Consider the following 16,953-nt stretch of genomic DNA (forward strand, 5'->3'; position numbering starts at 1 on the left):
CCTCCGGGGACTGAGGCTTCCTCCGCAGCCTCGCCCCGGCCCCGTGGCCGCACCAGTTGGGGGACCCGTTCGGGTTTGCCGCGCGCCCGAACGGCAAGACGCGCCACATGCCCACACACACCCGAGCAAGCGCACGCGGAAGCAGTCAGGCCGGCCGGGCCGTCGCACTGGTGGCGGACGTGCTGGCCTTCGTGATCGCCCTGTGGATCCTCATGTACCTGCTGGACGCCAACCGGGGCAACGAGCTCGTGGAGTTCGTCCACGACACCGCGACCTGGCTGGCCGGATGGTCCTACGACCTGTTCACCTTCAGCAAGGAATGGGTCCAGGTCGTCTTCGGCTACGGCGTGGCCGCCGTGGTCTACCTCCTCGTCGGCCACGCCGTGGCCGGCTGGCTCTACCGGCGCTGACGCCGGCGCCGGCTCAGCCGCAGCAGTCCGGCTCCAGCCCGGTCGGGAGCGAGGTCCCGCCGAACACCTCGGTGGTGGCCTCGTCCCCGCCCAGCGCCGCGACGGCGAGCAGCAGGGACCCGGCGGTCCAGGTCGTCTGCTCCACCGGCCAGACCGCGTCGTCCTGGAAGACGTAGCCCGTCCAGTACATGCCGTTGTCGGCGCGCAGGTGGGCGACCGAGCGCAGGATCTCCAGGGCCCGGTCCGACTCCCCCGTCGCCCACAGGGCGAGCGCGAGCTCGCAGGACTCGCCGCCCGTCACCCACGGGTTCGGCAGGACGCAGCGCACGCCCAGGTCCGGTACGACGAACTCGTCCCAGCGGGCGTCGAGGCGGGCGGTGGCCTCGGCGCCGGTCAGGGCGCCGCCGAGGACCGGGTAGTACCAGTCCATCGAGTAGTGGTTCTTGTCGAGGAACCGCTCCGGGTGCCGGCGGATGGCGTGCCGCAGGGCGCCCGCGGCCAGTTCCCAGTCGGGCTGCGGCTCCTCGCGGTGCTCGGCGACGGCCAGCGCGCAGCGCAGCGCCTGGTGGATGGAGGAGGAGCCGGTCAGCAGGGCGTCCGTGACGGGCGTGCCGTCGGACTCGCGCTTCCAGCCGATCTCGCCGCCCGGCTGCTGGAGGGAAAGGACGCACTCCACGGCCGCGTAGACGGCGGGCCACATCCGGTCGAGGAAGGCGTCGTCGCCGGTGGACAGGTAGTGGTGCCATACGCCGACGGCTATGTACGCGGTGAAGTTGCTCTCGCGGCTGGCGTCCTGCGGCTCGGCGGTGTCCACGCCGTCCTCGCGGTCGGCGTAGGCCGCGTACCAGGAGCCGTCCTGGTTCTGGTGCCGGGCCAGCCAGGCGTACGCACGCTCGGCGGCCTCGTGCTCCCCGGCGGCGTCGAGCGCCATCGCGGCCTCGGTGTGGTCCCACGGGTCGAGGTGGTGCCCGCGGAACCACGGGATGGCCCCGTCGGCGCGCTGCGCGGCGAGGATGCCGGCCACGGTCTCGGCGGCCTGACCGGCGGTCAGTACGCCGTCCAGGACGAGGTGGTCGGGTACGGTGCGCTCCGGCGAGCTCACTGGGCGGCGCCCTCGGAGAGGACGGGCAGGTGCGGCTTGGTCGCGTACGCCACGAAGCTCTTGCCGATGACCGGGTTGAGGGCCTGCTCGGCGAGCCGGGTCACGAGCGGCTTCTTCATGATGTCCCAGACCAGGAGCTTGTGGTACGCCTTCACCGGCAGCGCCTGGTCGTTGTCGACGCCGAAGGCGCACTTGAGCCACCAGTACGGGGAGTGCAGTCCGTGGGCGTGGTGGCTGCCGTACGGCTTGAGGCCCGCGGCCTCCATCTTGCCGAGCAGCTCGTCCGCCTTGTAGATGCGGATGTGGCCGCCCTCGACCTCGTGGTAGGCGTCGGAGAGCGCCCAGCAGACCTTCTCGGGGCCGTAGCGGGGCACGGTGACGGCGATGCGCCCGCCGGGCTTGAGCACGCGGACCATCTCGGCGAGCACGCCCTTGTCGTCGGGGATGTGCTCCATCACCTCGGAGATGATGACGACGTCGAAGGACTCGTCGGGGAAGGGCAGGGCGAGTGCGTCGCCCTCCATGGCGGTGGCGGTGGCCCCGGCGGGGGCCTCACCGGCCTCCTTCATGGCGGCGAACCACTTGGCGACCTCGCGGATCTCCTCGCCGTTGCGGTCGACGGCGACCACCTGGGCGCCTCTCCGGTAACACTCGAAGGCGTGCCGGCCTGCGCCGCAGCCCAGATCGAGCACACGGTCGCCTGCGGCGAGCGGGAACCGGGAGAAATCGACGGTCAGCACGGGGTCCTGCCTTCGCGGTCGCGGGGGTTGCGGGGGTGGTTCATGGCACGGAAGAGGCGGAAGGTCACCGTGTACGGGGGGTACGGGGGGTACGGGCGGCGGCCTGCTCGATGGCGGCGCGGTAGTGCCCGACGGTTCCCTCGGCGGCCTTGGCCCAGGTGAACCGGGCCAGCACCCGTTCGCGTCCCGCTGCGCCGAGCCGGGCGCGCAGTTCCGGGTCGCCGAGCATCCGGCCGAGCGCGACGGCGAGTGCGCCCGCGTCGCCCGGGGGCACGGCGAGGCAGGTCTCGCCATCGGGGCCGGAGACCTCGGGGATGGCCCCGCCGGTGGTGGCCACGAGCGGGGTGCCGGTGGCCATGGCTTCGGCCGCCGGGAGCGAGAAGCCCTCGTAGAGGGAGGGGACGCAGGAGACCTGGGCGCTGCGGACGAGGTCGACGAGTTCGGCGTCGGTGATGCCCTTGACGAAGCGGACGGCGTCCTGGAGCCCGTACGTCTCGATCGCGCGGGCGACGGGGCCCTTCTCGGCACGCTTGCCGACCACGACGAGGTGCGCGTCGGGCCGTTCGGTGCGCAGTTTCGCGAGCGCCTCGACGAGGTGCACGAGGCCCTTGAGGGGGACGTCTGCGCTGGAGGTGGTGACGATCCGCCCGGGGACCTCGGCGACGGACGCGTCGGGCGACCACAGGTCGGTGTCGGCGCCGATGTGGACGACGTGGATGCGTTCGTCGCGGACGCCGAGGTGGTGGGCGATCTCCTGCTTGGAGGAGCCCGAGACGGTGAGGACGGAGGGCAGGCGGCGGGCGACGCGGCCCTGCATGCGGGTGAAGCCGTACCAGCGGCGCACGGAGAGCCGCTTCTTGCGGTCCTGGGCGGCGTCGAGGTCGAGCCGGCGGTCCACGGTGATGGGGTGGTGGATCGTGGTGACCAGCGGCGCGCCGAGGCCGGCCAGCAGGCCGTAGCCGAGGGTCTGGTTGTCGTGGATGACGTCGAACTCCCCGGCGCGCGCGGCCAGATGGCGGCGGGCGCGCAGAGAGAAGGTCAGCGGCTCGGGGAAGCCGCCGGTCCACATGGTGGCGACCTCAAGGGCGTCGATCCAGTCCCGATACTCGTCGCGCTTGGGCGTACGGAAGGGGTCCGGATGGCGGTAGAGGTCCAGGCTCGGGAGCTCGGTGAGCGAGGCGCCCGTGTCGAGCACCGGGTAGGGCTGTGCGCCGATGACCTCGACCGAGTGCCCCAGGCGTACGAGCTCGCGCGAGAGGTGGCGGACGTACACGCCCTGGCCGCCGCAGAACGGGTTCCCCTTATAGGTGAGGAGCGCGATGCGCAACGGGCGGTCGCCGTCGGTGGCGGAACCCGCGAAAGGGCTCGTCACCATGGCCTCAGCGGTCACTCTCGGCCCCCTTCTCCCTGCACTTTCGCCGGAGCGTAACCGCTCGGATAATGTAGAACAAGTTTCAGACTTGATCCGTCGAAGACCATTGAATCTACCGGCCGGAAACCACACCGTAAGAGGCGGAGCAGGTGATTCGCGCCACGGATGCGGCGCCTGCGATGCTGACCCCGGACCAGCCTCGGACCGGCCCCGGATCAGCCGCCGCACTCGACCCCCGCAACGACACGGAACGCCATGGAACGGGACACATGACAGCGGAAGCGAAGGCCGTCACCACGCCGGCGTCCCCGCCCCTGACGGAGCGCCAGGAGGCGCGCCGCCGCCGGATCCTGCACGCCAGCGCCCAGCTGGCGAGCCGCGGCGGTTTCGACGCCGTCCAGATGCGCGAGGTCGCGGAGTCCTCCAGCGTGGCGCTGGGGACCCTCTACCGCTACTTCCCGTCCAAGGTGCACCTGCTGGTCGCCACCATGCAGGACCAGCTCCAGCACATGCACACGACGCTGCGCAAGCGTCCGCCCGCCGGTGACGACCCGGCGGCGCGGGTCGCGGAGACCCTGATGCGGGCCTTCCGCGCCCTCCAGCGGGAACCGCACCTGGCGGACGCGATGGTCCGGGCGCTGACCTTCGCGGACCGCAGCGTGAGTCCCGAGGTGGACACCGTCTCCCGGCTGACCACGGCGATCATCCTGGACGCGATGGGGCTCGACGGCCCGCCGACGGCGGAGCAGCTGTCGGCGGTCCGGGTCATCGAGCACACCTGGCACTCGGCGCTGATCACCTGGCTCTCGGGCCGTGCGTCGATCGCCCAGGTGAAGATCGACATCGAGACGGTGTGCCGGCTGATCGACCTGACGGCGCCAGAAAAGGCCTGATTCCGCTGCGCGGCGCCGCCGCGCGAGGCTGCCGCGGCCGGAAATCCCTTGGCGGTGCCACGTATCCGCGCACTAGTCTCCGCCGTCGGCCGACCGGCCGGTACGAGGCGGAGGAGACGGATGACCGGCGCGAAGATGCACGACGACGAGTTCGACATCGACACGGCGCTCGTGGAACGGCTGGTCGCAGCGCAGTTCCCCGCCTGGGCGCACCTGCCCGTCTCCAAGGTCCGCTCCGCGGGCACGGACAACGCCATGTACCGGCTGGGCGAGGACATGGCCGTGCGCCTGCCGCGCGTACCGGACGCCGCCCGCCAGGTCGCCAAGGAGCAGCGCTGGCTGCCGCACTTCGCCCCGCACCTGCCGCTGGAGGTGCCGGTGCCCCTGGGCAGGGGCGTGGCGGGCGAGGACTTCGCGATGCCGTGGTCGGTGTACCGCTGGATCGACGGCAGGGACGTCCACGACGAGCCGCTGACGGAACTGAGCGCCGCAGCGGTCGTACTGGGCCGCTTCGTGGCGGCCCTGAGAGGCGTCGACGCGACCGACGGGCCGCCGTCCTGGCGGGGCGGGCCGCTGAGCACGCGCGACGGCCAGGTCCGGGAGGCGGTCGCGGACCTGGGGGCGGACGGCACGCTGGACGCGGCCGCCACGACGGCCGCGTGGGAGGAGGTGCTGCGGGTCCCGCAGTGGCAGGGCCCGCCGGCCTGGCTGCACGGCGACCTGCTGCCCGGGAACCTGCTGGCCCGCGGGGGCCGGCTCAGCGCCGTCATCGACTTCGGCGGGGTCGGGGTGGGCGACCCGGCGTGCGACACGATGGCCGCGTGGACGCTGCTGGACGCCGGGTCCCGGGCCGCGTTCCGCGAGGCGGCCGAGGTGGACGACGCCACCTGGGCCCGGGGCCGCGGCTGGGCCCTGGCCTTCGGGCTCACGGCGCACCACTACTACCGCGGCGGCAGGAACCCGGTCCTCGCGGCCGTCGCCCTCCGCGCGGTCCACGAGGCGCTGGCCGACGCCGGCTGACACGTCCCAGGTCAGCGCCCCTGCGCCGGCCCGCACGGCCGGGCCCGCACACGGACCCCTGCACCAGCCGGGTCCTCCTCATGGGCTAATCTCCGGCGGATGACGACCAAGGGATTGCTGGCTCGGTGGGGGGCCCGGAGGGCCGGCCGGGGGGAACGCGCCGCCGCGCCGGGAAGCCGGCTCGGCTGGCTGGACGCGCTGCGCGGGATAGCCGCGCTGGCCGTGGCGGCCCACCACTTCGAGATCATGAGGCTGATCCCCCACGGCGGCACCATCGCGGCCCATTTCGACCTGGGCTTCTACGGGGTCGTCGCGTTCTTCATCGTCAGCGGATACATCATCCCGGCTTCGCTGGAGCGCCGCGGTGACGTCCGTGCCTTCTGGATCGGCCGGGTCTTCCGGATCTATCCGGCGCTGATCGTGAGCATGCTCCTCGCCCAGTTCCTCCTGCCGGACGACTACCAGGTCCTCACCTTCAACGGTTACGGGCACGACAAGCTCTGGCTGGCGGGCAACGGCCTGATGCTGTCGGACATGCTGGGCGTGGTGAATGCGCTCGGCATCTCGTGGACGCTCACGTACGAGATGCTCTTCTACTTCTTCGTCAGCAGTCTCTTCACGGTGGCCTGGCACCGGCGCACCACGCCGATCGCGGTCGGAGCGGCAGGAGTGGCGCTCGTCCTGGGCGTCGCGATCCCGTCCTACAGCCTGACCCACACCCTTTCGGAGCTCAAGCACCTCGTGGCCGCCGCCGTGCTCATCGTGGTCATGGGCGTGCTCTGCATGGTCAGCGGCAATGCGGCGCTCGCCCGCATCGGCGGTCTGCTGCTGGGCGGGTTCGGCCTGCTGCTGATCTTCACCAACGGCCGGACGCCCGCGTACGAGACCTTCACCATCCTCGCGACGATGTTCGCGGGCACGGTGATCTACCGGGCGCAGCACAAGCAGATCGAGCGCGTCGAGGCCTGGGCGTGCGTCGGTTTCGTGGTGGCGGCGGGCGCCCTGGTGGGGTGGATGTACAACCGGGACGAGATGGGGCGTGCGACCGCGACCTTCACCTGGGAGGCGTGGACGAACGCCTACCTGGGGGCGTGGGCGTCGTTCGGGCTCTTCCTCCTGCTGCGGAACCGGCGGCTGCCGCGCCTGCTGACCTGGCTGGGCGCCGTGAGCTTCTCGGTCTACCTGCTGCACTGGCCGGTGAAGAAGTTCCTGCTGTGGCAGCTCGGCTGGGACAGCAACTACTACTACAACGAGCTGGCCGCGATGCCGTTCGTCGAGCGGTGGTCGTGGGTGGCCGGGTACGTCGCCGTGCTGCTGGCGGTGTGCTGGGTGGTGTACCGGCTGGTGGAGATGCCGTTCCAGAACCTGGGCCGCAAGCTGACCAAGGCGATGAACCGCCGCTGGCCGCCGCAGTCCCTGGAGCGGCCGGCGCCGACCGCCGGGCTCCCCGGCGTCCCGGCGCAGGCCTCCGCGGCGCCGGAACCGGTTCTGGCGGGCACCGGCGCGGGCGGTCAGGGGAAATCGGTCTGATCTGGCCGGCCCCGGCCGCCTGCGGCCGGGGCCGGCCAGATCCGAAAGGGACGACCTAGTCCTCCGGCGGGAAGACCGTCTCCCCCGTGCCCAGCAGGGTGATCGTGATGGCTTCCACCGGGCAGCCCTCCGCCGCCGTCAGGACCGGCTCGTTCGCGTCCGTCTCCGCCGCGCGCGGGCGCGACTGGCGGGCCGTGTCGAGGGCGAAGCCGTCCGGGGCGTGGTTCACGCACATCCCCGAGCCGATGCAGACCCCCCGGTCCACCTCGACCTGCCAGCGGTCACCCATCAGGCACCGGCCTGGTAGCCCGCGGGCAGGTGGATCATCTTGTGCTCCAGGTACTCGCCCAGGCCCTCCGGCCCGAACTCCCGTCCCAGGCCGCTGTTCTTGTAGCCGCCGAACGGCCCCAGCATGTCGAGGCTGAAGGTGTTCACGTTGAAGGTGCCGGTGCGCACCTGCCGGGCGAAGTCGATGCCGTGCTCGACGTCCCCGGTCCACACGCTGCCGCTCAGGCCGAATTCCGAGTCGTTGGCCACCCGCAGCGCCTCCGCCTCGTCCCCGTAGGGGATCAGGCAGACGACCGGGCCGAATATCTCCTCGCGGGCGATCCGCATGGAGTTGTCCACGTCGCCGAAGAGGGTGGGCTCGACGTACCAGCCCCGCTCCTGGCCCGCCGGGCGGCCGCCGCCCGCCAGGACCTTCGCGCCCTCCTCCTGGCCGATGCGGATGTAGTCCAGCGAGCGCTGCTGCTGCCGCTTCGCGACGAGCGGGCCGAGCTGCGTGGCCGGGTCCAGCGGGTCGCCGACCACCAGTGCCCCCGCCGCGGCGGCGAGGGCCTCGGCCACCTCCTCGTAGCGGCTGCGCGGGGCGAGGACCCGGGTCTGGGCCACGCACGCCTGGCCGTTGTTCATCCAGGCCGCGGGGACGATGCCGGCGATGGTGGCGTCCAGGTCGGCGTCGGGCAGGATGACGGCCGCCGACTTGCCGCCGAGTTCGAGGGTGACGCGGGTGAGGTTGCGCGCGGCGACCTCCATCACGCGCTTGCCCGCGGCGACCGACCCGGTGAAGGCGACCTTGTCGACGCCGGGGTGGCCGACCAGGTACTCGCTGACCTCGCGGTCGGCCGGCAGGATCGACAGCACGCCCTCCGGCAGCCCGGCCTCACGGGCGATGTCGGCGAGGATGTAGGAGTCGAGCGGGGACTCCGGGGAGGGCTTGAGGATCACCGTCGAGCCGGTGAGCAGGGCGGGCGCGAGCTTGGCGGCGGCCACGAACTGCGGGACGTTCCAGGGGATGACGGCCGCGACGACGCCGACGGGCTCCCGGCGCACGAGGATGGGCCCGAGCACGCCCTGGCGGTGCTCCTCGTAGGGGTAGGCGCGGGCGACGGTGATCGCCGCGTCGTAGACCATCATCGGGCCGAGGGCCTGCGCGAGGACGCTCCAGGAGTACGGGGAGCCGTTCTGGGAGCTGATGGAGCGGGCGATCTCCTCGTGCCGGACGGCTATCGCGTCCTTGATCCGGGAGACGACGGCGATCCGCTCGTCCAGGGTCATCCGGGGCCACGGCCCGGTGTCGAAGGCCTTGCGCGCCACCTCGACGGCCCGGTCGACATCGGCCTTCGAGGCGTGCGGGACGGAGCCGATGACCTGCTCGGTGTGGGGGGAGACGATCCGGATGGTGTCGGTGCCCAGCGGATCCGTCCACTCCCCGCCGATGAACAGTTGTCCGTGTTCCACGAGCTCGGTCATGGCTGAGGCCTCCTGCGGCTTGGCGTTGCCAGAACTGATACCAGTTCTAGTTCGAGGAGTCCACGGCCAGGACAGAACGGTGGAGAAGATCCAACGACTAGTCAGAAAGCCCTGAAGATGGTCGACTTGGGCTACTACTGAAACAAGTTCTCGTCAGCGGACAGGGGAGCCCCATGCCAGAGGACACGTCACATGTGACGCCACAGGTCACCGACCACGGCGGAGGCGTGTGGGGCATCAAGGTCCCCATCCCCGACAACCCCCTCGGACACACCCTCGTCCACGTCCTCGACACCGACCGCGGCCCGGTCCTCATCGACACCGGCTGGGACGACCCCGCCTCATGGGACACCCTCACCGCGGGCCTGACCGCCCTCGGCACCGCGGTCACCGAGATCCACGGCGTGGTCATCACCCACCACCACCCCGACCACCACGGCCTGTCCGGCCAGGTCCGCCAGGCCTCCGGCGCCTGGATCGCCATGCACGCGGCCGACACCGAGGTCGTCGTCCGCACGCGCTCCGCCGAGCCCGGGGTCTGGTTCGACTACATGAGCGAGAAGCTCGCCGCCGCCGGAGCCCCCGAGGAACACATCGCCCCGCTGCGCGCCGCCCGCGCGAGCGGCCGCCTCACGACCCTGCCCGGCCTGCGCGCCGCCGTACCCGACCGGGAGATCGTCCCCGCCGAACTGCTCCCCCTCGCCGGCCGCCGCCTGCGCGCCGTCTGGACCCCCGGCCACACCCCCGGCCACGTCTGCCTGCACCTGGAGGAGGCCCACCCGGCGGACCTCCCCGGCAACGGCCGCCTCTTCTCCGGGGACCACCTGCTGCCCGGGATCTCCCCGCACATCGGCCTGTACGAGGCCCCGGACGAGCACGGCGTCACCCGCTCCACCGACCCCCTCGGCGACTACCTCGACTCCCTCGAACGCATCGGCCGCCTGAACCCGGCCGAGGTGCTCCCCGCCCACCAGCACGCCTTCACCGACGCCCCGGCCCGCGTCCGGGAACTGCTGGAGCACCACGAGGAACGGCTGACGGGCCTGTGGGAGCTGCTCGCCGAGCCGCTGACCCCGTGGGCACTGGCGGAGCGGATGGAGTGGAACCGCCCCTGGGAGCAGATCCCGTACGGCTCCCGGAACATCGCCGTCTCGGAAGCGGAGGCCCACCTGCGGCGCCTGGTGAAACAGGGCCGGGCGGAGGCCGTCCCGGGCAGCGAGCCGGTCGCGTACCGGGCCCTGTGACCGGCCGCCGTGGCCCCGCCGCTGTCCCGCCGCTGTCCCGCCGCAGCTCCGGGGCCGCCCGGCCGGGGCCCTCGCGGTAAGGGGCGACGGCGGCCGGCACCACCTCGCTCCGGGGCTACGGGCCGGTAGAGTGAGCCCGTCGTCCACACTTCCGTTCGGGGGGAAGCCGGTGCAATTCCGGCGCTGACCCGCAACCGTGACCCACTCCGGCACCGCCCGGACGGGGAGCCGGAATGCCCCGCAGCGAAGTGCGCGGCTCGCGTCGCCGGGTCCCCCGGCGGCCGGCACCGTCGAGGTATACGGAGCCGGAGCCCGGTGCCTGTGCGTGCCTGCCTCCCGCTCCCCAGCACGAGAGGCACCCGCCCCCATGAACGTCCGTCGCAGCGCCGCCGCGCTCGCCGCCTCCGCCGTGCTCTGCGTGGGTGCCGCCCCCGCAGCCCTCGCCGACACCGCGCCGCCCGTCTCCCCGTCCGCGCCTCCGGTGATCCCCTCCGGCCTGTTCGGCAAGAACGACCCGACCTACGACGGCGTGTGGCGCCAGTCCGTCGCCCTGCTCGCCCAGCACACCGTGGGCCTCAAGCCCGCCCAGGAGGCCGTCGACTGGCTGACCGGCCAGCAGTGCGAGAACGGCGGCTTCGCCTCCTTCCGCGCGGACGCCGCCGCGGCCTGCGACGCGACGACCATGTACGACACGAACGCCACCGCCGTCGCGGTCCAGGCGATGAAGGCGCTCGGCAGCCAGGACGCGGCCGTCAAGAAGGCCGTGGACTGGCTGAAGACCGTCCAGAACGAGGACGGCGGCTGGGCCTACGTGCCCGGCAGCCCCAGCGAGGCCAACTCCACCGCCCTGGTGATCAGCGCCCTGTCCGTGGCGGGCGAGAAGCCCGCCGAGATCAAGTCGAAGGCGGGCAAGTCCGCCTACGAGGGCCTGCTCCCCTTCCAGCTGGGCTGCACCGCCGAGCCGGCCGCCGACCGCGGCGCCTTCGCCTACCAGCCGGTGGACGGCAAGCTGCTCGCCAACGCCGACGCGACGGCCGCCGCCGCCCTGGCCGGACTCGGCAAGGGCTCGGTCGTCGTCCCCTCCGGCGCGGACACCCCCGCGACGGCCCTGGCCTGCCCGGCGGGCGCCACCGCGCCCGCCGCCGACCCGGCCGCCGCGGCCCAGGGCGCGGCCGGCTACCTGGCCGAGGCCCTCAAGAAGGACGGCCACCTCACGGCCGTCACCCCGGGTGCGGACCAGCCGACCGCGGACACCGGCAACACCGCCGACGCCGTGATCGCCCTGGCCGCGGCCGGGCACAAGCAGTCCGCCGCGGGCGCCCTGGAGTGGCTCAAGGCGAACTCCGCCGAGTGGTCCAAGGGCAGCCCGGCGGGCCTCGGCACCCTGATCCTGGCCGCGCACGCGACCGGTACGGACCCGAAGGCCTTCGGCGGCACCGACCTCGTCTCGGCGCTGAACGCGACCGGCCCGGCCCCGCAGGGCCCGGACACCAGCGCCACGAAGGTCGAGAGCGAGAAGAAGGAGCCCTCCGGCGGCCAGAACATCTGGTGGATCATCGGCGCGGGCGCCGCTGCGGGCGTGGGCATCGGCATCCTGCTGAGCGGCCGCCGCAAGAAGAACGCGCTCTGATGCGCGGCCGCCTGCGCCTGCGCCTGCGCCTGCCCGCCGTGGTCCTCGCCCTCGGGATCGCCGTGGCCGTGCTGGCCGCTGCTCCGGCGCTGGCGGCCGGCTACCGCTACTGGTCGTTCTGGGACGCGGCGGACGGCCAGTGGTCGTACGCCACCCAGGGCCCCTCGTCGGCCCGCCCGGCGGACGGTTCCGTGCAGGGCTTCCGCTTCGCGGTGAGCCAGGACGCGGCGGCGAAGGCGGCCCAGCCGCGCGCCGCGGCCGACTTCGAAGCCGTCTGCGGGGCGACCGCCCCGGCGGAGGGCCGCAAGCGGGTGGCACTGGTCATCGACTTCGGCGTCCCGGCGGACGCCGCGTCGGGCGAGGCCCCGCCCCAGGACGCCCCGCGCACCGCCTGCGCCCAGGTCCCGCCGGCCGCCACGACGGCCGAGGCGCTGGCCTCGGTCGCGAAGCCGCTGCGCTACGACAGCGCGGCGATGCTGTGCGCGATCTCGGGGTACCCGAGGCAGGGCTGCGGCGAACAGGTCGCCGCACAGCCGACGGCCCCCGGGGCGACGACCCCGAAACCCGATCCCGAAGCCGGGGCCGGGGCCGAGGCCGAGGCCGACGACGCCGAGGGCGGCGGCCCCTCTACGGGCCTGCTGGCGGGCATCGCGGCCGTCGCCGCCCTGGCCGCGGCCGGCGTGTGGCAGTCCCGCCGCCGCCGCCGATGACCGAGCACCCGGCCCACACCCCCGGCGAACCCTCCGCCGGGGTCGGTACGCCCGCCCCTGCCCGTCAGGCGGCAGCAACGCCGGCCGACGGCGAGAGCGGGCCCACCGCCCCGGCCGAAGCCACGCATACCCGATTCGACGCAGCCCCCGCCGGGGTCGGCACGCCCCACCCCGCCCGGCAGGCGGCAGCATCAGCGACGAGGCCGGCGGCCGACGGCTCGGGCGGGTACACCGCCGCGCCTGACGCCGCGCACGCCCGGTTCGACGTCTCCCCCGACGCCGGCGGTACGCCCCACCCCGCCCGGCAGGCGGCCGCCGACGGCGCGGGGGGCGTCGCGCCGCAGCGGGGTCGTGGGCGGTTCGATGCCGCGGCCCCGCCCCGCCGCAGCCGCCCCGTACGGACCGGCCCCGCGCACACGGCCCCGTACGACCGGCCCGCCGCACCGGAGGCGGCCCGGCCCGGGAGCCCGTACAGCCGCCTCGCCCCGCCGGAGGCGACCCGCGGGAACGCCCTGCACGCCGGTGCGTGGTGGCTGTGGGCGCTCGGGCTGGCGACCGCCGCCTCCCGGACCACCAACCCCCTCCTCCTCGGCCTGATCGTCGGCGTGGCCGGGTACGTCGTCGCGGCCCGCCGCACGGACGCCCCCTGGGCCCGGTCCTACGGCGCCTTCGTCAAGCTCGGCCTCTTCGTCATCGGCCTGCGCCTGGTCTTCTCCATGCTGCTCGGCTCCCCCATCCCCGGCTCGCACCTCCTGTTCACCCTTCCCGAGGTCCCGCTGCCCGCCTGGGCGCAGGGCATCCGGTTCGGCGGCCGGGTCACCGCCGAGCAGCTGGTCTTCGCCTTCTACGACGGCGCCAAGCTGGCCACCCTGCTCATCTGCGTCGGCGCCGCGAACGCCCTCGCCAATCCGGCCCGGCTGCTGAAGTCGCTGCCCGCCGCCCTGTACGAGGCCGGGGTCGCGGTCGTCGTGGCCATGACCTTCGCGCCGAACATGGTCGCCGACGTGGTGCGGCTGCGGACCGCCCGGCGGCTGCGCGGCCGCCCGACCGGCGGGGTGAAGGCCGTCCTGCAGATCGGCCTGCCCGTCCTGGAGGGCGCCCTCGAACGGTCCGTGGCCGTCGCCGCGTCGATGGACGCCCGCGGGTACGGCCGTACCGCGCAGGTCCCGCCCGCCGTCCGGCACACCACCAACGTCCTCACCCTCGGCGGCCTGCTCGGCATGTGCGCGGGCACCTACGGGCTGCTCGCAGCGCAGGGCGCCGCGTACGGGCTGCCCGTGCTCGGCATCGGCCTGGTCCTGGCCCTCGCGGGGCTGCGGCTGGGCGGCCGGCGCTCCCTGCGGACCCGGTACCGGCCGGACCGGTGGGGGGCGCGGGCCTGGCTCGTCTCGGGTTCGGGGGCGGCGGTAGCGGCCCTGACCGTGTACTTCGCGGGCGCCGACCCGGAGGCCCTGCGGCCCGGCGTGGTGCCGCTGGTCGCCCCCGGGCTGCCGCTGTGGCCCGCGGCGGCGGTCCTGATCGGCCTGCTCCCCGCCTTCGTGGCACCCGTACCGCCCAAGGAGGCTTCGCAGTGATCCGCTTCGAGCAGGTGTCGGTCACCTACCAGGGCGCGGCCGGGCCGTCGGTCCGTGGCGTCGACCTGGTGGTCCCGGAGGGCGAGCTGACGCTCCTGGTCGGCCCGTCGGGGGTCGGCAAGTCCACCCTGCTGGGGACGGTCTCGGGCCTGGTCCCGCACTTCACCGGCGGCACCCTGCGCGGCCGGGTGACCGTGGCGGGCCGCGACACCCGTACGCACCGGCCGCGCGAGCTCGCGGACGTGGTCGGCACGGTCGGGCAGGATCCGCTCGCCCACTTCGTGACGGACGTGGTCGAGGACGAGCTGGCCTACGGGATGGAGTCGCTGGGCCTGCCGCCCGCGGTGATGCGGCGCCGGGTGGAGGAGACCCTCGATCTGCTCGGCCTGAACGAACTCCGTGACCGGCCCATCGCCACCCTGTCCGGCGGCCAGCAGCAGCGGGTCGCGATCGGCTCGGTCCTCACCCCGCACCCGCGGGTCCTGGTGCTGGACGAGCCCACCTCGGCGCTCGACCCGGCGGCGGCGGAGGAGGTCCTGGCGGTCCTCCAGCGCCTGGTCCACGACCTGGGCACGACCGTGCTGATGGCGGAGCACCGGCTGGAGCGGGTCGTGCAGTACGCCGACCGGGTGCTGCTGCTGCCGGCGCCGGGCGCGGCCCCCGTCCTCGGCACCCCGGCCGAGATCATGGCCGTCTCCCCCGTCCACCCGCCGGTGGTGTCCCTGGGCCGCCTCGCGGGCTGGTCCCCCCTCCCCCTGTCGGTCCGTGACGCCCGCCGCGTGGCCGCCCCGCTGAAGGCCCGCCTGTCGGCTGCGCCGCCCGGCCCCCAAGGCCCCGCCACCGCCGCGCCCGGCCCCGGCTCCCCGGCGTCGGCCGCGGCCCCGGGGGCCTCCGTACCCCACCCGTCCGCGCCGACCGGCGCCTCCGCTTCCCCGGGCCACGCCCCGGCCCCCGCGCCTCGGACTCCCGCGGGCCCGCCGGGGTCCGGTGGCGCAGCCCCTGCCGGCGGGGCGCGGCCCGGGCTCTTCGCGCGGCTCCGCCGGAGCAGGCCCGCCCCCGCCGCTGCCCCCGGACCCGGTCACGGCGTCGCCGAGGTCCGCAATCTCGGCGTGCGCCGCGGCCGTGCCGAGACCCTGCGCGGGATCAGCCTCTCCGTGGCCCCCGGCGAGACCGTGGCCCTGATGGGCCGCAACGGCGCGGGCAAGTCCACCCTGCTGGCGGCCCTGGTCGGCACGGTCCCCCCGGCCACCGGCGAGGTGACCGTCGGCGGCCGGGCCCCGCACCGGACCCCGCCGCCGGAGATGGTCCGCCACGTCGGCCTGGTCCCGCAGGAGCCCCGCGACCTGCTCTACGCCGACACCGTGGCCGCCGAGTGCGCGGCCGCCGACTCCGACGCGGGCGCGCCCCCCGGGACCTGCCGCGAACTGGTCTCCGCCCTGCTCCCCGACGTCCCCGACGACACCCACCCCCGGGACCTGTCCGAGGGCCAGCGCCTCGCCCTGGCCCTGGCGCTGGTCCTCACCGGCCGCCCGGCGCTGCTCCTGCTCGACGAGCCGACCCGCGGCCTGGACTACGCGGCCAAGGTCCGCCTGATCGAGGTGCTGCGGGCCCTGGCCGCGGACGGCCACGCCATCGTCCTGGCCACGCACGACGTGGAGCTGGCCGCCGAGCTGGCCCACCGCGTGGTGATCCTGGCGGGCGGCGAGGTCGTCGCGGACGGGCCGACCGCCGAGGTCGTGGTCTCCTCGCCCGCGTTCGCACCGCAGGTCGCGAAGGTCCTGGCCCCCGGCCACTGGCTCACGGTGAGCCAGGTCGCCGCGGCCCTGGCGGCGAAGGCGGGGGCCCCGTGAGCCGTCCCGTACGGATCGGCCCGCGGGCCGCGGCCGCCCTGGTCCTGGTCACCCTCATCGGGATCGCGGCCTTCGGCTGGCCGCTGCTCGCCGACCGCCAGTCGGGCCTGGCCCACTCCCAGGACGCCCCGTGGCTCTTCGCGGCCCTGCTCCCGCTGCTGGTCGCCGTCGTCGTCGCGACGATCGCCGACAACGGCATGGACGCCAAGGCGGTGGCGATGCTCGGCGTGCTCGCCGCGGTCGGTGCGGCGCTGAGACCGCTCGGCGCGGGGACGGCCGGGCTGGAGCCGATGTTCTTCCTGATGGTGCTGAGCGGCCGGGTCCTGGGGCCGGGCTTCGGCTTCGTGCTGGGCTCGGTGACGATGTTCGCGTCCGCCCTGCTGACGGGCGGGGTCGGGCCGTGGATGCCGTTCCAGATGCTCGCCCTGGGCTGGTTCTCGCTGGGCGCGGGGCTGCTGCCGGGCCCGGAGCGGATCCGGGGCCGGGCGGAGCTGCTGATGCTGGCGGCGTACGGCTGCGTGGGCGCGTTCGCGTACGGCACGATCATGAACCTCCAGGGGTGGGTGATCCTCCAGGGGATGGGGCAGGGCATCTCCTTCCATCCCGGGGACCCGGTGTCCGCGAACCTGGCGCGCTTCCTCGCCTACTGCCTGGCGACGTCGGTGGGCTGGGACCTGGGCCGGGCCGCGCTGACCGTGGTCCTGACCCTCTCCCTGGGCGCCACGCTGCTGAAGGCCCTGCGGCGGGCGACTCGGAAAGCCGCCTTCGATGCGCCCGTGGCCTTCGATTCGGTGGATGGGAGTGTCCCGGACCACACCCCTCAAAGGGGTACGAACGACTCCACAGGGTGACATACGGGTCCTGTGGCGGTGAGGCGGCCCACAGGACCCACGTCACATACGAAGCGGGTTCGTAGTCCCCGGAGGTCCCGCCCGGGGCCCTCCGCAGCGCCTGTGACCTGCACGGATACCTCTGAAGGCCTCGGAGGGCTTTGGGGTCCCGGCTGCGAGGGCGGCTAGTAAGCGGGGTCGTTGCCAGGGGGTCGGGGCGTCTGTAGAACTGGATGAGTCGCAGGGCGGCCCGGGTACTTCACCGGTCGCCGACGATCCCCTCTCCACCGCGTGAG

The 16,953-nt window shown here is 74.1% G+C and carries 14 protein-coding genes, 1 pseudogene and 1 riboswitch; of the genes and pseudogenes, 10 read left to right on the forward strand and 5 right to left on the reverse strand.

Annotation, left to right across the window (positions count from 1 at the left end):
* Window positions 1–107: 107 nt before the first annotated feature.
* Window positions 108–410, forward strand: coding sequence for a hypothetical protein (locus IO30_RS0132010; RefSeq protein ID WP_078904343.1), 303 nt, complete (start codon window positions 108–110; stop codon window positions 408–410).
* Between the two features lie 13 nt (window positions 411–423).
* Here the strand turns inward: IO30_RS0132010 and IO30_RS0132015 are convergent, their stop codons facing one another.
* The 3 genes from IO30_RS0132015 to IO30_RS0132025 form a co-directional block, all read right to left on the reverse strand.
* Window positions 424–1,512: a prenyltransferase/squalene oxidase repeat-containing protein gene (locus IO30_RS0132015; protein WP_031148850.1), complete on the reverse strand. Its 1,089-nt coding sequence runs from the start codon at window positions 1,510–1,512 to the stop codon at window positions 424–426.
* The gene (locus IO30_RS0132020) at window positions 1,509–2,252 is read right to left on the reverse strand and encodes a class I SAM-dependent methyltransferase (RefSeq protein ID WP_031148852.1); all 744 of its coding nucleotides are present in this window, start codon (window positions 2,250–2,252) and stop codon (window positions 1,509–1,511) included. Before IO30_RS0132020 ends, IO30_RS0132015 begins: the two co-directional genes overlap by 4 nt.
* 64 nt (window positions 2,253–2,316) lie before the next feature.
* A complete protein-coding gene (locus tag IO30_RS0132025) occupies window positions 2,317–3,642 on the reverse strand; it encodes a glycosyltransferase family 4 protein (RefSeq protein WP_031148853.1) in 1,326 nt (441 codons plus the stop codon).
* A gap of 251 nt (window positions 3,643–3,893) precedes the next feature.
* On the opposite strand from IO30_RS0132025, the gene IO30_RS0132030 reads away from it, so the two are divergent.
* From IO30_RS0132030 to IO30_RS0132040, 3 genes are all read left to right on the forward strand, one after another.
* On the forward strand, window positions 3,894–4,517 hold the full coding sequence (locus IO30_RS0132030; RefSeq protein ID WP_031148854.1) for a TetR family transcriptional regulator: 624 nt from the start codon (window positions 3,894–3,896) through the stop codon (window positions 4,515–4,517).
* Window positions 4,518–4,637: 120 nt separating this feature from the next.
* On the forward strand, window positions 4,638–5,537 hold the full coding sequence (locus IO30_RS0132035) for an aminoglycoside phosphotransferase family protein (protein WP_031148856.1): 900 nt from the start codon (window positions 4,638–4,640) through the stop codon (window positions 5,535–5,537).
* 99 nt (window positions 5,538–5,636) lie between these two features.
* Window positions 5,637–7,067, forward strand: coding sequence for an acyltransferase family protein (locus IO30_RS0132040; RefSeq protein WP_078904872.1), 1,431 nt, complete (start codon window positions 5,637–5,639; stop codon window positions 7,065–7,067).
* 55 nt (window positions 7,068–7,122) lie between these two features.
* On the opposite strand, the gene IO30_RS0132045 is transcribed toward IO30_RS0132040, so the two are convergent.
* Both IO30_RS0132045 and IO30_RS0132050 read right to left on the reverse strand, forming a co-directional pair.
* Window positions 7,123–7,356: a ferredoxin gene (locus IO30_RS0132045; protein ID WP_031148860.1), complete on the reverse strand. Its 234-nt coding sequence runs from the start codon at window positions 7,354–7,356 to the stop codon at window positions 7,123–7,125.
* Window positions 7,356–8,819, reverse strand: coding sequence for an aldehyde dehydrogenase (locus tag IO30_RS0132050; RefSeq protein WP_031148862.1), 1,464 nt, complete (start codon window positions 8,817–8,819; stop codon window positions 7,356–7,358). Before IO30_RS0132050 ends, IO30_RS0132045 begins: the two co-directional genes overlap by 1 nt.
* 173 nt (window positions 8,820–8,992) lie before the next feature.
* Here IO30_RS0132050 and IO30_RS0132055 point away from each other — a divergent pair, with 173 nt between their 5' ends.
* The 6 genes and pseudogenes from IO30_RS0132055 (at window position 8,993) to IO30_RS0132080 (ending at window position 16,678) form a co-directional block, all read left to right on the forward strand.
* On the forward strand, window positions 8,993–10,063 hold the full coding sequence (locus IO30_RS0132055; RefSeq protein ID WP_031148864.1) for a Strvi_7410 family MBL fold metallo-hydrolase: 1,071 nt from the start codon (window positions 8,993–8,995) through the stop codon (window positions 10,061–10,063).
* Between the two features lie 159 nt (window positions 10,064–10,222).
* Window positions 10,223–10,302: riboswitch (cobalamin riboswitch) on the forward strand.
* 128 nt (window positions 10,303–10,430) lie between these two features.
* The gene (locus IO30_RS0132060) at window positions 10,431–11,693 is read left to right on the forward strand and encodes an SCO2321 family membrane protein (protein ID WP_031148866.1); all 1,263 of its coding nucleotides are present in this window, start codon (window positions 10,431–10,433) and stop codon (window positions 11,691–11,693) included.
* A complete protein-coding gene (locus IO30_RS0132065) occupies window positions 11,693–12,403 on the forward strand; it encodes an SCO2322 family protein (protein WP_051902698.1) in 711 nt (236 codons plus the stop codon). Before IO30_RS0132060 ends, IO30_RS0132065 begins: the two co-directional genes overlap by 1 nt.
* A gap of 479 nt (window positions 12,404–12,882) precedes the next feature.
* Window positions 12,883–13,977 (forward strand): annotated as a pseudogene (locus tag IO30_RS0132070) (energy-coupling factor transporter transmembrane component T); the annotation flags it as partial.
* Window positions 13,974–15,827: an ABC transporter ATP-binding protein gene (locus IO30_RS0132075; protein ID WP_031148872.1), complete on the forward strand. Its 1,854-nt coding sequence runs from the start codon at window positions 13,974–13,976 to the stop codon at window positions 15,825–15,827. The pseudogene IO30_RS0132070 and the gene IO30_RS0132075, both read left to right, overlap by 4 nt.
* Window positions 15,770–16,678 (forward strand): ECF transporter S component, encoded by a 909-nt coding sequence (locus tag IO30_RS0132080; RefSeq protein ID WP_237403526.1) that lies wholly within the window; start codon window positions 15,770–15,772, stop codon window positions 16,676–16,678. The genes IO30_RS0132075 and IO30_RS0132080 overlap by 58 nt, the downstream gene beginning before the upstream one ends.
* Window positions 16,679–16,953: the final 275 nt, after the last annotated feature.

The organism is Streptomyces xanthophaeus, assembly GCF_000725805.1.
Lineage (GTDB): Bacteria > Actinomycetota > Actinomycetes > Streptomycetales > Streptomycetaceae > Streptomyces > Streptomyces xanthophaeus.